This is a genomic window from Cellulomonas sp. SG140, from assembly GCF_025770785.1.
In the GTDB taxonomy this organism is placed as follows: domain Bacteria; phylum Actinomycetota; class Actinomycetes; order Actinomycetales; family Cellulomonadaceae; genus Cellulomonas.
Genome location: NZ_JANZLA010000008.1, coordinates 45617 through 60392 on the forward strand (window position 1 = coordinate 45617; position 14776 = coordinate 60392).

Here is a 14776-nt window from a genome sequence, read left to right on the forward strand (position 1 = left end):
AACTGCTCGTCTCGATGCGAACCGCTCAGCTGGGATATGCGCGCACGTCGGTCAGGCGCGAAGGGTCGCGGCCTCGAGCTCCTCGGCCTGGTCCACCACCGCATCGACGAGCGCGGCGTGGGCCGCGAGGTCGGGGGCGAGCACGCCGAGCACTCGCTGCACCGCGTCCCGCAGCGTGCCGCCGACCAGCGGCGACAGCTCCTCGAGGCGGGCGTCCGTCACCGCCGCACCGTGCCCGCGCAGGTGGCACACCCATGCGGCGACGGGCCGGACGGCGCCGACCGGGACCCGCCCCGCGGCGACCTCCAGACGCAGCACCGGAACGGTGCGGATCGGCAGCTTCTGGGAACCGTCGAAGGCGATCTGGTCGAGCCGGTGCGCCATCCGCGGGTTGGCGAACCGGTCGGTCAGCGCCGTCCGGTACGCGGCGACGCCCGCGGCGGGGAGGGTCAGGTGCGGGGAGGCTGCGTCCCACCACTCCTCGATCCACGTCCGGCACACCGCGTCGCGCATCGCGTCGGCGACCGTGACGTGCCCGCGCAGCGACGCGGCGTAGGCCAGCATCGAGTGGGCCCCGTTCAGCAGCCACAGCTTGCGCTGCTCGAACGGCGCCACGTCGGTGGTGAACGTCGCCCCGGCGTCCTGCCAGGCGGGACGTCCGGCGGCGAACCGCCCGCTGAGCACCCACTCGGTGAACGGTTCGGTGACCACGGGAGCACGGTCCTGCACGCCCGTGCCGGTGGCCACGGCCGCGACGTCGACGGCGGTGGGCTCGGGCGTGATGCGGTCGACCATCGTCGTCGCGAACCCGACCGACTCCTCGATCCACGACCGCAGCGCGGGGTCCACGTGCTCGGCGAGGCCGAGCAGCACCCGGGCGACCGCGGCACCGTTGTCCGGCAGGTTGTCGCACGGGACCACGGTCAGCGGCCCGGCGTCCGCCCGACGGCGAGCCAGCAGCCCCGCGACCAGGCGCGCCGGGGCCGTGCGCACCAGCGCGGTCGGGTCGCGGCGGAGCGTCTCGAGGTCCGCGGCCAGTTCCGGCCGGCCGACGTCGGGATCGCCGGCGGCGTCGCGCACGTACCCCGCCTCGGTGACCGTCGTCGTCACCACCTGCACCGCCGGGTCGGTGAGGTAGCCGAGCCAGGCGTCGTGCTCGTCCGCCCCATGTGCCCGCGCCACGGCGGGCACCACCTCGAACTCGTCCCGCTCCGGCCCGCGCGTGACCAGCGTGTACAGCCCGTCCTGCGCCGCCATGGCCCGGGCCAGGTCCGGCGACCGACCGGTGAACGCCGCGATCCCCCACTCGGCACCGTCGCTCGCGTGCGCGGTGTACCAGGCCTGGTGGGCGCGGAAGAAGTTGCCGAGCCCCAGGTGCACGTGCCGCACCGGCGGGGCCGGGGTGCTGCGGACCAGCTCGCTCACAGCTTGAACACCTGGCGCGCGCGCCCGGCGACCAGGTCGATCGCGGTGTCCATCGCCTCGTCCTCCTCGAGCCGGTGCTCGGCGACCAGCTGCGCCAGGAACCCGGCGTCCAGCCGCCGCGACATGTCGTGCCGCGCGGGGATCGAGCAGAACGCCCGCGTGTCGTCGATGAACCCGGCGGTGCGGGAGAAGCCGATGGTCTCGGTGACGGCGGACCGCCACCGGCGGATCGAGTCGGGGGCGTCGAGGAACCACCACGGCGCCCCGACGTACACCGCCGGGTAGAAGCCGGCGAGCGGCGCCAGCTCACGGGAGAACACCGTCTCGTCCAGCGTGAACAGCACCAGGTTGAGGTTCGGGTGCGTGCCGAACCGCTCGAGCAGCGGCCGCAGCGGTTCGGTGAAGTCCCCGCGCAGCGGGATGTCGTGGCCGGTGTCCGGGCCGAACCGCAGCTTGGACGCCGTGTGGTGCCCGCGCAGCACGCCGGTGTGCAGCGTCATGGTCAGGCCGTCGTCGCAGGCCATCCGAGCCATCTCCAGCAGCATGTGGCGGCGCAGCGCGACGGACTCGTCGGACGTCGCCGTGCCCGCGAGCGCCGCGGCGTAGATCCGCTCCGCCTCCGCCGGCTCTAGCGGGTACGTCCCGGCGTCGACGTGCGCGTGGTCCGCCGACCGGGCGCCGTGCTCGACGAAGTACCGCCGCCGGGCCTCCATCGCGGTGACCCACCCGGCGTAGGTGCCGGTGTCCACGTCCGCCACCGACCCCAGCCCGCGCACGGCCTCCGCCCACCCGGGCTCGGCGGACTCCAGGTACCGGTCCGGCCGGAAGGTCGGGATGACGCGACCGGCGAACGTCGGGTCGGCCGCCAGCGCGTCGTGCACCGACAGGTCGTCGCAGGGGTCGTCGGTGGTGGCCAGCACGTCGAGCCGGAACCGGTCGAACAGGGCCCGCGGCCGGTACTCGGGCGTGGCCAGCCGCGAGGCGAGCTGGTCGTAGATGTCGTCGGCCGTCTCGGCTGACGGGCGCACGGTCACGTCGAACAGCTCCGACAGCTCCGACTCCAGCCAGTACCGCACCGGCGTGCCGCGGAACACCGACCAGTGCGTGCACAGCAGCCGCCAGACGTTCCGCGCGGCGGCCTCGTCCAACGGTCCCTGGCCCACACCGAGGTCCTCGAGCGGGACGCCCGACGCGTGCAGCAGGCGCGTCACGTAGTGGTCCGGGGTGACGAACAGCGCCGCCGGGTCGGGGAACGGCACGTCGTCGAGCAGCATCCGGGGGTCGACGTGGCCGTGCGGGGACACGAGCGGCAGGTCACGCACCGCCTCGTACAGCGTCCGGGCGAGGCCGCGGACGGACGGGTCGACGGGCAGCAGGCGGTCGGGGTGGACGACGAGGCCAGCGGTGGGGGTGGGCATCGGTGCGGCCTTTCGCACGGGAGGGCTGGTGGGGTGGCTGGACGGCGCCGGTCAGGTGACGGTGCCCAGCTGCCAGGGCACGAACTCCTCCTGCCCGAGGTCGAGGCCTTCGCTGACCGTCTCCTGCCCGGAGGCGACGGCGATGATCCGCTCGAAGATCTCGTCGCCCACCTGCTCCAGCGTGGCCGTGCCGTCGACGATGCGGCCGCAGTTGACGTCCATGTCGTCGGACATCCGCTCGAACATCTCGGTGTTGGTGGCGAGCTTGATCGAGGGCGCCGGACGGCATCCGAACACCGACCCGCGGCCGGTGGTGAAGCACACGACGGTGGCGCCGCCCGCGACGATGCCGGTGACGGAGACCGGGTCGTACCCCGGCGTGTCCATGAACACGAGCCCGCGGCTGGTGATCGGCTCGGCGTACTCGACCACCGCCGACAGGTCGGCCTGGCCGCCCTTGGCCACCGCGCCGAGCGACTTCTCGAGGATCGTCGTCAGGCCGCCCGCCTTGTTGCCCGGTGACGGGTTGTTGTCGAGCGTGCCGCCGCCCGCCGCCGCGTACCGCTGCCACCAGTCCAGCCGGTCGAGCAGCGTGCGCCCCACCTGCTCGGACACCGCGCGCCTGGTCAGCAGGTGCTCGGCGCCGAACACCTCGGGCGTCTCGGCCAGCACCGACGTGCCGCCGGCGGCCACCAGCAGGTCGGACGCGCGGCCCAGCGCGGGGTTGGCGGTGATGCCGGAGTAGCCGTCGGAGCCCCCGCAGTTCAGGCCCAGCACCAGCTCGCTGACGGGGATCGGCTCCCGACGACGTTCGTCGAGCACCGGCAGCATCGCCATGATCTGCGCCACGCCCTCGCGCACGGTGGCCCGGACACCGCCGGTGTCCTGGATGGTCAGCGTGTGCACCAGCGTGTCCGACGGCAGGTCGAGCCCGTCGACCAGCGACTGCACCGGCACCATCTCGCAGCCGAGGCCCAGCACCAGCACGCCGCCGACGTTGGGGTGCCGCGCGTACCCGCGCAGCGTCCGCACCAGGGCGTTCGCCCCCTCGCTGCCCGGCACCAGGCCGCAGCCGCTGCCGTGGGTCAGCGCGATCACGCCGTCGACGTGCGGGTAGGCCGCCAGGGCCGCGGGGCCGCGGAACTGGTCGGCGATCATCTTGGCGGTCGACGCCGAGCAGTTCACCGACGTGACGATCGCGACGTAGTTGCGGGTGCCCGCGCGGCCGTCGGCCCGGCGGTAGCCGTCGAAGGTGCGTCCCTGCGGCGCCGGCGGCAGCTGCGCGTGCACCGTGCCGAACTCGTGGGCCCGGACCGTGTCGTCCATGCCGAGGTTGTGGGTGTGCACGTGGTCGCCGGGCGCGATGTCGGCCGTCGCCCGGCCGATGGACTGCCCGTACTTGTGCACGACACCGCCCACCGGCACGGCGCGCAGCGCGACCTTGTGGCTGCGCGGCACGTCGCGCGGCAGCACCAGCGTGGTGCCCCCGACCGTGAGGCGGGTCCCCGCCGGCAGGTCGGCGGTGGCGATCGCGACGTCGTCGTCCGGACGCAGGACCAGGAGTCGATCCGCTGCCATGGCGTCTCCTCGTTGAAACACGATGCGCATGTTGTGCAACAGCGGCGAACGTAGCACCGGATCCGCGCCTTGCGACCATATTGGCCTTTGACCTGGCTCTTCATCAGCGGACGCCCAGGGAGATCACGTTTCGGGCGTCGCTGGACGCCCACCTCTTGACGTGACGATGAACACGTTTGCATACTCGGCGCAGCCACACCCGTGGCGGGAGGCACCAACGGAGGTGAGCCTGTGGCGGTCAGCGCGCGGGACGTGGCCCGGGTGGCCGGCGTGTCCGTCTCCACCGTGTCGCGGGCCCTCTCGCGGCCGGACGACCTCGCCCCCGAGACGTTGGCGAAGGTGCTCGAGACGGCCCGCATGCTCGGCTACCGTCCGAACCCGGCCGCCCGGGGCCTGATCACCGGACGCACCGGCACGATCGGGCTGATCGTCCCGGACCTGGAGAACCCGTTCTTCTCCTCGGTGACCAAGGGCGTGCAGGCCCGGGCCCGTGCGGCCGGCTACGGCGTGGTGATCGCCGACTCCGACGAGGACCCCTCGCAGGAGGCGGACCTGGTCCGGGAGATGTCCCGCACGGTCGACGGCGTGGTGATGTGCTCGCCGCGCTCCCCCGACGACGTGCTGGCCGCGCTCGCCGCCGAGACCACGCTGGTGCTGGTCAACCGGCGCTGCGGCTCCTTGCCCGCCGTGCTGATCGACAACCTCGAGGGCGTCCGGCTGGCCCTGGAGCACCTGCGGGCCCTCGGCCACCGCACCATCGCGTACGTCGGCGGCCCGGCCACCTCGTGGTCCAACCGGGCCCGGCTGACCGCGGCGCGCGCCATCGTCGCGGAGCACCCGGACACCGAGCTCGTCGACCTCGGCTCCTTCCAGCCCTACGTCTCGGGCGGGATCGCCGCCGGTGACCTCCTCATCGCCTCCGGGGCCAGTGCCGCGCTGGCGTACAACGACCTGGTCGCCTTCGGCCTGCTCGACCGGCTCAAGCAGCGCGGTGTGCGGGTGCCGGACGACATCTCGGTGGTCGGCGTCGACAACATCCCGATGTCCGCCCTGAGCTCACCGGCGCTGACCAGCGTCGGCATCCCGCTGGTCAACTGCGGGCGCGCCGGAGCGGACGTGCTCGTCTCCCTGCTGCGGCACCCCGACCAGCCGCCCACCCACCACCACGACCTGTCGTTCCAGCTGGTCGTGCGTGACTCCACGGCTCCTCGGCGCAGCAGCGAGGGCCTGCGCGACACCGCCTGACCGCACGTTCCACACCGACGGCAGCATCCGGGCGACGAGGCCCGGCCTACTCCAGAGAGAAGGCTGTCCATGAGAAAGCACACGTCTGCCCGGCTCGGTGCCGGGCTCCTGGTCCTGGGGCTGGCACTCACCGCCTGTGCGGCCCCGAAGACGGGGTCGTCCTCGGCAGGGACCGGCGCCGCGGCCGCCACGGCCGGCGGGGTGCCGGCCAAGCCGTCCGCCCCGGTGACGCTCGACATCCTCGACGTCGCCGGCAACCAGAAGCTGACCGGCCCGATGGTCGACGCCTTCGTCAAGGCGCACCCGGACATCATCAGCTCGGTCAAGTGGGAGAGCGCCGGCGCGCCGGACCTGGTCGGCACCATCAAGCCGCAGGTCGACAGCAAGAACCTCAAGGTCGACCTGGTGATGACCGGCACCGACGGTCTGTCGGCCGGCATCGGGCAGAACCTGTGGATGCCGATCGCCAAGGACTACGCGACCCAGCTGTCCAACATGAAGAACTACCTCGACCCGGCCGCCAAGATGCAGGAGCTGGCGCAGGGCTTCGGCGTGGTGACCACGTACTACCCGTCGGGCCCGCTGCTGCAGTACGACCCCGCTGTGGTGACCGACGTCCCGAAGACGCCGGAGGCGCTGCTCGCGTGGGCCAAGGCCCACCCCGGCAAGTTCGGCTACGCCCGCCCGGCCAACTCCGGCCCGGGCCGCACCTTCCTGATGGGCCTGCCGTACATGCTCGGCGACAAGGACCCGACGGACCCGGTCAACGGCTGGGACAAGACGTGGGCCTACCTGAAGGACCTGGGCTCGACCATCAGCACCTACCCGACCGGCACCGGCCAGGTGATCTCGAACATGGCCGACGGCACGTGGGCCATGGTGCCCACCACCACGGGCTGGGACATCAACCCCCGTGCCCTGGGCCAGGAGCCGAAGACGATCGCCGCGGCGCCGTTCGACAGCTTCACGTGGGTGACCGACGCGCACTACGCCGTGATCCCCAAGGGCCAGAGCGCCGACAAGGTCTCGGCGATCCTCAACCTGCTGCAGTACATGCTGACGCCCGAGGTCAACGCGATGGCCTACGACACCGGGTACTTCTACCCCGGGCCCGCCGTGAAGGGCGCCACGCTCGACAAGGCCCCCGCCAAGAGCCAGCAGACCATCAGGGACTTCGGCCGTGACTGGTACGACGCCCTGATCGACAAGATGCCCAAGGCCGTGCCGCTCACCCCGGACCAGATGGTCAAGGCGTTCGACATCTGGGACCGCGAGGTCGGCTCCGGGAAGTTCAAGGCGAAGTAACCATGACGACCACTGCCAGCAAGTTCCAGTCCCTCGAGCTCCGAGGAGTCGGTCGCAGCTTCGGTGGCGTGGACGCGCTGGTGGGCCTCGACCTGACGGTCCGGGCGGGCGAGTTCATCGCCCTGCTCGGGCCGTCGGGCTGCGGGAAGTCCACGGCGCTGAACTGCCTCGCGGGGCTGCTCCCGCTCACCCACGGCCAGATCCTGGTGGACGGCACGCGGGTGGACACCGTCGCCGCGGAGAACCGCGACTTCGGCATGGTGTTCCAGAACTACGCGCTGTTCCCGCACCTGACGGTGGAGAAGAACATCGCCTTCGGGCTGCAGATGCGCAAGGTGCCCAAGGCGGAGCTGAAGCGGCGCGTGGCCGAGGCGATCGCCCTGGTCAAGCTCGAGCAGCACGCCACCAAGCTGCCCGGTCAGCTGTCCGGCGGTCAGCAGCAGCGGGTGGCCATCGCCCGGGCGGTGGTGATGGAGCCCCGGCTGGTGCTCATGGACGAGCCGCTGTCCAACCTCGACGCCAAGCTGCGGCTGGAGATGCGCACCGAGATCCGCCGCCTGCACCAGTCGCTGGGGCTCACGACGATCTACGTGACGCACGACCAGGAGGAGGCCCTGTCGATGGCCGACCGCCTGGTGGTGCTCCGCGAAGGGCGGGTGCAGCAGATCGGCACGCCCGAGGAGCTGCACAACCACCCGGCGAACTGGCACGTGGCCGACTTCATGGGCTACCGGAACCTGGTGGACCTCGACGTCGCGTCGGTCGCGGGTCCGGCCGTGACGGTGGCCGGCAACGGGATCGTGCTGCACGGCACCGCCGTGGGTGCGGTCGTGCCCGGCACAGCGGTGCGGGCGGCGATCCGGCCCGAGGACCTCGTGGTCGTCTCGCCGTCGCTGCCGGTGCGCGGCGGCAACAGCGCCAGGGCGACGGTCTCGGTGGTGGAGTACCACGGCCGCGAGTTCGCCGTCGGCGTCACCACCCCCGGCGGGCAGCTGCTGCACGTGCGGTCCGACCACGCCCCGGCCGTCGGCAGCACGGTGGAGCTGACGGCGGACCCGTCCCGCGTCCTCGTCTACCCGCTGGCGCTGGAGCCGGCGGCGGAGCTCTCAGCCGAGGAGAACGAGCTGCTCGAGGTCCGGCGGTGACGGCCTCGACGATCGGGCGGCCGCGCGGGCGGACCCGCTCGACGGCCAGCCTGCGGCACCGGCTCGCCGAGCGCGGTGTCGACGTGTCGCTGCTGATGCTGCTGCCGGCGCTGGTGATCGCCATCGGGCTGTTCGTCTACCCGTTCTCCTACGGCATCGGGCTGACGTTCCAGCCGACCCCGGCCACGCAGCAGCAGTGGGGCGGCGGGGTGCTCGCCAACTACCTGGCGTTCTTCTCCGACCCCTTCGTCTTCAACTCCGTCTGGCTGACCATGCGCCTGGCGCTGCCCGCCGCCCTGTTCAACGTGCTGGCCTCCGTGCCGATGGCGTTCAAGCTGCGCAAGCGGTTCCGCGGCAAGAAGCTGCTGACCACCCTGCTGGTGCTGCCCATCACGCTCGGCACGGTGCTGACCGCCCAGGGGCTGCTGATCTTCGCCGGCCGGCAGGGGTGGCTGAACCGGTTCCTCATCCAGATCGGCGTGATCCACGACCCGTTGCACCTGGTGAACAACTACGTCGGCGTGTTCCTGTCGCTGGTGATCTCGGGGTTCCCGTTCGCGTTCCTGCTCATCTCGTCGTACCTGTCCGGCATCGACCCGTCGATCGAGGCGGCGGCGAAGACGATGGGCGCAGGGTGGGGTCAGCGGTTCCGCCGGGTGGTGCTGCCCCTGCTGGCGCCGGGGCTCGCCACGACGTTCATCCTCACGTTCGTCCTCGCGTTCAGCGTGTTCCCGTCGGCCCGCCTGGTCGGTGACGCGAGCGGCGCCACCCGCGTGATGGCGCTGATGGCGTACCGGGCGTTCGGCGAGCAGACGGACTACCCGATGGCCTCGACCATCGCGCTGATGATGGGCGTGGTCGAGCTGCTGGTGATCGCCCTGGTGCTGCTGTGGAGGTCGTTCCTCTACAAGGGCTCGACCGGAGGGAAGGGCTGATGGCCGCCCAGACCGTGGTGACACCCGGCCTCGACCCGGTGCCGTCCAAGAAGGTCAAGCCGCGGGACGCCGCACGGGTGCCCGGCGAACGGTCGCTGGTCGCCTCCCCCACCACGTGGGTGGTGTGGGCCGCCACCGCGGCGTTCTTCGTCCTGCTGATCGGCATCCTGGTCAGCGTCGTCGTCGACTCGTTCGGCAAGTCGTGGTTCCGTGGCTGGCTGCCGGAGAGCTGGAGCACCAGCTGGTACGCCGGTGCGTGGGACCAGTACGGGATGACGCAGATCATCGGCGTGACCCTGGGCGTCGCCCTCGCCGTGATCGTCGTCTCGGTGGTGGTCGGCGTGCCGGCCGCCTACCTGCTGGCCCGACGCAGCTTCCCGCTCAAGCGGCTGGTCACCCTGCTGTTCCTGCTGCCCGTGCTGATGCCGCCGATCACCTACGGCATCCCGCTGGCCACCGTCATGTACAACCTGGGGCTGGCCCGGACGATCACCGCGGTGATCCTGGTCAACCTGGTGCCGTCCGTGCCCTTCGTGATCATGACCATGACGCCGTTCATCGAGCAGATCAACCCGAGCATCGAGGCCGCGGCGCGCATGTCCGGCGCCCGCATGCGGCAGGTGTTCACCAAGATCCTGTTCCCCCTGCTGGTGCCCGGCGTGCTGGCCTCGGCGATCCTGGTGCTGGTCCGGACGGTCGGCATGTTCGACCTGACGTTCCTGGTGTCCGGGCCGGGGTCGGACACGCTGGTCGTGGCGATCTACCGGGCCATGACGGCCGCGGGTGGCGGCGAGGCGCGGCAGCTGATCTCGGCGATGGCCGTCGTCTACACCGCGACGATGATGCTGATCCTGATCGTGGCGCTGCGGTTCGTCAGCCCGACGCAGCTGGTGGCCCGGGTGCGGGAGACCCGCGAGGACTAGCGTGCGGGCGGTCCGCGAGGACTGAGGGGTCACGCAGGGTCGAGCGCGAGCATCGCGGCGGCGACCTGGTCGGCGACGGCATCGGGGAGGGCCGTCGCGACCTCGTCCAGCACGAGCAGCCGGGCGCCGGGGATGTCGCGCGCGAGCGCCTCGCCGTTGCCCACGGGGAAGAACCGGTCCCGGCGCCCGTGCACCACGAGCGCCGGGACCGCCAGCTCCGGGAGCCGCTCGCGCCAGCGCGGTCGGCAGTCGAGCCGGGCGAAGACCGTGCCGAGGTGGTTGGCGAGCTGGACGGCAGGCTCCGTGCTGGCCGCCCGGTCGAAGATGCGCCCGGCGGTCGCCCGCGCGGCGTCCGGGTCGTCGCCGAGGACGGCGGCGCGGGCCGCGGCGAACTCCGTGACGGCCGCGCGGTCCGACCAGTCGGGCACCGGGAGCGAGAGCCGTCGCGTGGTCGTCGCGGCGTCGTGGTCCGGCAGGTCGTCGTCGGGCGGGCCCGGCGCGACCGGCCGGGTCCCGACGAGCGTCAGGGCGCGGAAGGCGTCCGGGTGGGCGAGGGCGGCCACCTGCGCGACCATCCCGCCGATGCCGATGCCGGCGAGGTGCGCCGGCCGGTCGTCGAGCTCACGGGCGAGCGCGGCCGCGTCGGCGGCGAGGTCCCGCAGCGTGTACGCGGGCGCCTGCGGGTCGACGCTGGTCGACGCGCCGGCGTCGCGCAGGTCGTAGCGCACCACCCGGCGCCCGCCGCGAGCGAGGGCCTCGCAGACGGCGTCCGGCCACGAGAGCATCGTCGGGCCGCCGGTCAGCAGCACGAGCGGTGCTGCCGGGTCCCCCAGCTGCTCGACGCCGAGCGTGACGCCGTCCTGCACCCGTACCGAGCCGACCGTCGACGGCATCGTGCCTCCTGCGTCCGGTGGGACGGCGCCGTGTGCATCGCCCCACCGGACGTAGACCGGCCCGACCGAGCCCGCTCATCGCGGCGCGGCGGTCAGACCGGGCGGATCACCACGTCCCGGGCGGGCACGTGCACGATGCCGCTGGTCAGCGGCACGTCGACCGCCTCACCGGTGTGGTTGACCACGAACAGCAGGCCGCCTCGCACCACCGCTTCCACACCGTCGACCGGCTCGGTCAGCAGCGCGGGCACGCCCGCCTCGTCGAGCCAGCGCTGCGCCAGCTCGTCCAGCAGCGCCACGGAGGGCTGGGTGCCGACGTACCAGCCGACGCCGGCGCCGTGCTCGTTGCGCGTCACCGCGGGGTCACCGGCGGCGAACCCGTCGGCGTACGCGGCCACCACCCGGGCGGTGGACACCTCGACGGCGTCGTTCCACTCCCCCGCGGCGCCGGTCACGTCACCGACGAGCGCGACGGCGCCTCCGGCCGGCGCGATCTCGGTGACCCGCACGCCGAGCGTGTCGCGCAGCGCGCCGAGGTAGCCGCCCAGCCGGGCGTGCAGGTCCGGGTCCAGCACGGCGGACAGGTAGGTGACCACCAGGTGGCCGCCACCGCGGACGTACGCGTCGAGCGCCGCGAGGTCGTCGTCCGCCGCGACGTGCAGCGCAGGCGCGACCACCAGGTCGTACGCCGCCAGCCGGGCCGCGTCGGCGTCGTGCGGCAGCAGGTCCACCGTCACGCCGCGCCGCAGGAAGGGCGCGTACCAGGACAGGAACGTGTCGACGTAGTCGATCGTGGCGGGCACCGCCGGCTGGGACAGCGCGTGCCAGGAGTCCCAGTCGAACACCATCGCCACGCGCGCCGGCACCCGCGTGCCGACCACGTCGTCGGACAGTGCGGCGAGCTCCGCGCCGAGCGCGACCGACTCGCGGAACAACCGCGAGTCCGGGCCGGCGTGCGGCACCAGCGCCGAGTGGAACTTCTCGGCACCGGCCTCCGCCTGCCGCCACTGGAAGTGCAGCACGCCGTCCGCACCGCGCGCGACGGCCTGCAGCGAGTGCACGCGGTGCAGACCCGGCGCCTTCGGCAGGTTCCGCCCGCGCCAGTTCACCGCCGACGGGGCGGACTCCATCAGCAGCCACGGCTGGCCGGCACGCAACGAGCGCACCAGGTCGCGCTGCGCGGCCAGCCGGATGTGGGCGCGCGGATCCGCCGGGTCCGGGTAGGCGTCGTCGGACACGACGTCGACGTGCGGCGCCCAGGCCCAGTAGTCGGTGTGCGGGAAGAACCCCATGAAGTTGGTGGTCACCGGCAGGTCGGGGGTGACCCGGCGCAGCACCTCGAGCTCGGCGCGGTGCAGGGCCAGCAGCGTGTCCGAGCCGAACCGGTCCCAGTCGAGCAGCTGGGTGGGGTTGCGGAACGTCGGCGCGGCGCGCGGCGGCTCCACCTGGTCGAACGACGTGTACAGCTGCGACCAGAACGCGGTGCCCCACGCCCGGTTCAGCTCCTCGACGGTCCCGTACCGCGCCTGCAACCAGGTGCGGAACGCCGCCGCCGACTCCTCGTCGTACGAGTACGGCACGTGGCAGCCGTACTCGTTGTTCACGTGCCAGCCCTCGACCGCGGGGTGCTCGCCGTACCGCTGCGCCAGCATCTCGACCAGCCGCAGCGCGTGCTCGCGGTACGTCGCCGACGCGGGGCTGTACTGCTGCCGCGAGCCGAACTCGAGCCGCACCCCGTTCTCGGTGACGGGCAGCGTGTCCGGGAAGTCCCGTGCCAGCCATACCGGCGGGGACGCGGTGGCGGTGGCCAGCAGCACGCGCACCCCGCCGGCGTGCAGCCGGTCGAGCACGTCGTCCAGCCACGCGGTGTCGTACAGCCCCGGGTACGGCTCGAGGCGCGCCCACGCGAACACGGCGACGGTGGCGGTGGTGACACCGGCCTGCTTCATCAGCGTGACGTCCTCGTCCCAGACGTCGGACGGCCACTGCTCCGGGTTGTAGTCGCCGCCGAACCGCAGGCGGCGGGGGGTGAGCTCCATGCGTGTGTCTCCTCGTGCGTGGTTCAGGTCTGCGGGCCCTCGGGGGGCGGGGAAAGGGTGGGGTCAGGCCTCCGTGTGGCCCAGGTCGGGACGGGCGACGAACCGCGCGACGGGCGCCGCGATCCCCAGCTCCAGCACCACCAGGTCGTTGCGGCCGGCACGGGTGGCCGGCGCCGGGACGTACAGGGTGTGCTGCGGTCCGCGGCTCCAGTACCTGCCGAGCGGCCAGCCGTTGACCCAGGCCAAGCCCTTGCCCCAGCCGGTGGTGTCGAGGAACAGGTCGTCGGCGGGCTCGTCGAGGGTGAACGCGGCGTGCGCCAGCACGGGGCCCGCGAGGTCGGCCACCGGCGCCTCGTCGTCATCCACCGCCTGCGCCGCCACCGCGGCCGCGAGCGCGTCGTGCTCCACCACCAGCGACTGCCACCCGCGCACCGGCACCCCGCCGACCGTCACGGGCCCCAGCACGCCCTTGACCTCGCCGAGCCGCGGCCCGTAGCCGACGCGTCCCTGGTCCTCGACCAGCAGCAGCAGCTCGCCACCACCGGCGGGAAGCACCAGCGTCCGGTCGTGGTGGTCGCGCGCCAGCACGCCGACGGGCCGGCCGTCCAGCCACACCTGAACGCGGTCGCGCACCTCGCCGACCGCGAGCACGCGCTCGGTGGCGGCCGTCGGCAGCCACGCGCGCTGGAACGCCAGGCCCCGCCAGTGGCGCAGCTGGTCGAACGTCGGCGGCGCGTCCTGGTCGGCGTCGACCACCAGCCAGGGGGCGACGGCCTCGGCGGCGGTCCGCAGCGGGGCGACCGGGCGCAGGGGCACGCTGAGCTCGGGTGCCGGGACGGCCGGCGCGGGCACGTCGTCGGGCACCGGCGCGTACCGCGCGATCACCTCGCGGAACGCCCAGAACTTGGCGGTGGGGTTCCCCGCCTCGTCGAGCGGGGCGTCGTAGTCGTAGCTGGTGACGGTCGGCTGGTAGACGCCCTTGTCGTTGGCGCCTGACGTCAGCCCGAAGCTGGTGCCGCCGTGCACCATGTAGACGTTCACGGAGGCGCCGGCGGACAGGATCGCGTCCAGCTCGGCGGCGGAGGCGTCCGGCGGCGCGGTGTGGTGCCGGTCGCCCCAGTGGTCGAACCAGCCGCACCAGAACTCGCTGCACATCAGCGGACCGGTCGGCTGGTGCTGCCGCAGGGTGGCCAGGCGCTCGGCCGCGCGGCCGCCGAACGAGCCGGTGCGGTGCAGCGTCGGCAGCGAACCGCGCTCCAGCATCTGCGGCTCGGGCTGGTCGACGGTGATCAGCGGGACGGCGATCCCGGCGTCGCGGGTCACGTCCACCAGCGCCTGCAGGTAGTCCGCGTCGTCCCCGTAGGCGCCGTACTCGTTCTCCACCTGCACCAGCACCACCGGCCCGCCGCGGTCCACCTGCAGCGGTGCGACCAGGTCGTACACCCGGTGCAGGTACTCGGTCACGGCCTTGAGGTAGTGCGGCTCGGACCGGCGCAGGCCCACCTGCGGGTCCGACGTCAGCCATGCCGGCAGGCCGCCGTTGTCCCACTCGGCACAGGCGTACGGCCCGGGCCGGACGATCGCGTGCATGCCCTCGTCGGCGACGAGCTGCAAGAACCGCACCAGGTCGAGGCGGCCGGAGGTGTCGAACACGTCCGGCTCGGGGCTGTGCTCGTTCCAGAAGACGTAGGTCTCGATGGTGTTCAGCCCCAGCTGACGGGCCTTGACGATGCGGTCCCGCCACTGCCCCGGGTGGATCCGGGGGTAGTGCAGCGCGCCGGACAGCAGCCGGACGGGGCTGCCGTCGAGCAGGAAGTCGGCGTCGCCGATGGTGAACGTGGGCACGGGTGCTCCGTCGCTGGAGGGAAGT

At 72.9% G+C, this 14776-nt stretch carries 11 protein-coding genes; 5 read left to right on the plus strand and 6 right to left on the minus strand.

Annotated features, from left to right (window positions below; all coding sequences use genetic code 11):
• Positions 1 to 51 precede the first annotated feature (51 nt).
• From N0B34_RS14380 to N0B34_RS14390, 3 genes are read right to left on the minus strand one after another with little or no spacing between them, the layout of a single operon-like run.
• Positions 52 to 1425 (minus strand): mannitol dehydrogenase family protein, encoded by a 1374-nt coding sequence (locus N0B34_RS14380; protein WP_263732104.1) that lies wholly within the window; start codon positions 1423 to 1425, stop codon positions 52 to 54.
• Positions 1422 to 2843 (minus strand): glucuronate isomerase, encoded by a 1422-nt coding sequence (gene uxaC, locus N0B34_RS14385; protein ID WP_263732105.1) that lies wholly within the window; start codon positions 2841 to 2843, stop codon positions 1422 to 1424. Before uxaC ends, N0B34_RS14380 begins: the two co-directional genes overlap by 4 nt.
• A gap of 51 nt (positions 2844 to 2894) precedes the next feature.
• Positions 2895 to 4421 carry a UxaA family hydrolase gene (locus tag N0B34_RS14390; RefSeq protein WP_263732106.1) on the minus strand — a complete coding sequence of 509 codons (1527 nt, stop codon included), beginning with the start codon at positions 4419 to 4421 and terminating at the stop codon, positions 2895 to 2897.
• A 231-nt stretch (positions 4422 to 4652) separates the two neighbouring features.
• Between N0B34_RS14390 and N0B34_RS14395 the strand changes: the two genes are divergently transcribed.
• The 5 genes from N0B34_RS14395 (at position 4653) to N0B34_RS14415 (ending at position 9974) form a co-directional block, all read left to right on the plus strand.
• Positions 4653 to 5666 (plus strand): LacI family DNA-binding transcriptional regulator, encoded by a 1014-nt coding sequence (locus N0B34_RS14395; protein ID WP_263732107.1) that lies wholly within the window; start codon positions 4653 to 4655, stop codon positions 5664 to 5666.
• Positions 5667 to 5735: 69 nt separating this feature from the next.
• Positions 5736 to 6971 carry an extracellular solute-binding protein gene (locus N0B34_RS14400; RefSeq protein WP_263732108.1) on the plus strand — a complete coding sequence of 412 codons (1236 nt, stop codon included), beginning with the start codon at positions 5736 to 5738 and terminating at the stop codon, positions 6969 to 6971.
• 2 nt (positions 6972 to 6973) lie between these two features.
• Positions 6974 to 8116 carry an ABC transporter ATP-binding protein gene (locus N0B34_RS14405; protein ID WP_263732109.1) on the plus strand — a complete coding sequence of 381 codons (1143 nt, stop codon included), beginning with the start codon at positions 6974 to 6976 and terminating at the stop codon, positions 8114 to 8116.
• The gene (locus tag N0B34_RS14410) at positions 8113 to 9051 is read left to right on the plus strand and encodes an ABC transporter permease (RefSeq protein ID WP_263732110.1); all 939 of its coding nucleotides are present in this window, start codon (positions 8113 to 8115) and stop codon (positions 9049 to 9051) included. Before N0B34_RS14405 ends, N0B34_RS14410 begins: the two co-directional genes overlap by 4 nt.
• Positions 9051 to 9974, plus strand: coding sequence for an ABC transporter permease (locus N0B34_RS14415; RefSeq protein WP_263732111.1), 924 nt, complete (start codon positions 9051 to 9053; stop codon positions 9972 to 9974). Before N0B34_RS14410 ends, N0B34_RS14415 begins: the two co-directional genes overlap by 1 nt.
• Before the next feature lie 29 nt (positions 9975 to 10003).
• Here N0B34_RS14415 and N0B34_RS14420 read toward each other — a convergent pair whose 3' ends face one another.
• The 3 genes from N0B34_RS14420 to N0B34_RS14430 all read right to left on the minus strand — a co-directional run bounded on the left by N0B34_RS14420 (position 10004) and on the right by N0B34_RS14430 (position 14751).
• A complete protein-coding gene (locus N0B34_RS14420) occupies positions 10004 to 10867 on the minus strand; it encodes an alpha/beta fold hydrolase (protein ID WP_263732112.1) in 864 nt (287 codons plus the stop codon).
• 92 nt (positions 10868 to 10959) lie between these two features.
• Entirely contained in the window at positions 10960 to 12906 is a 1947-nt protein-coding gene (locus N0B34_RS14425) for a beta-galactosidase (protein ID WP_263732113.1), read from the minus strand.
• Positions 12907 to 12969: 63 nt separating this feature from the next.
• The gene (locus N0B34_RS14430; RefSeq protein ID WP_263732114.1) at positions 12970 to 14751 is read right to left on the minus strand and encodes a glycoside hydrolase family 35 protein; all 1782 of its coding nucleotides are present in this window, start codon (positions 14749 to 14751) and stop codon (positions 12970 to 12972) included.
• Between the last annotated feature and the right edge of the window lie 25 nt (positions 14752 to 14776).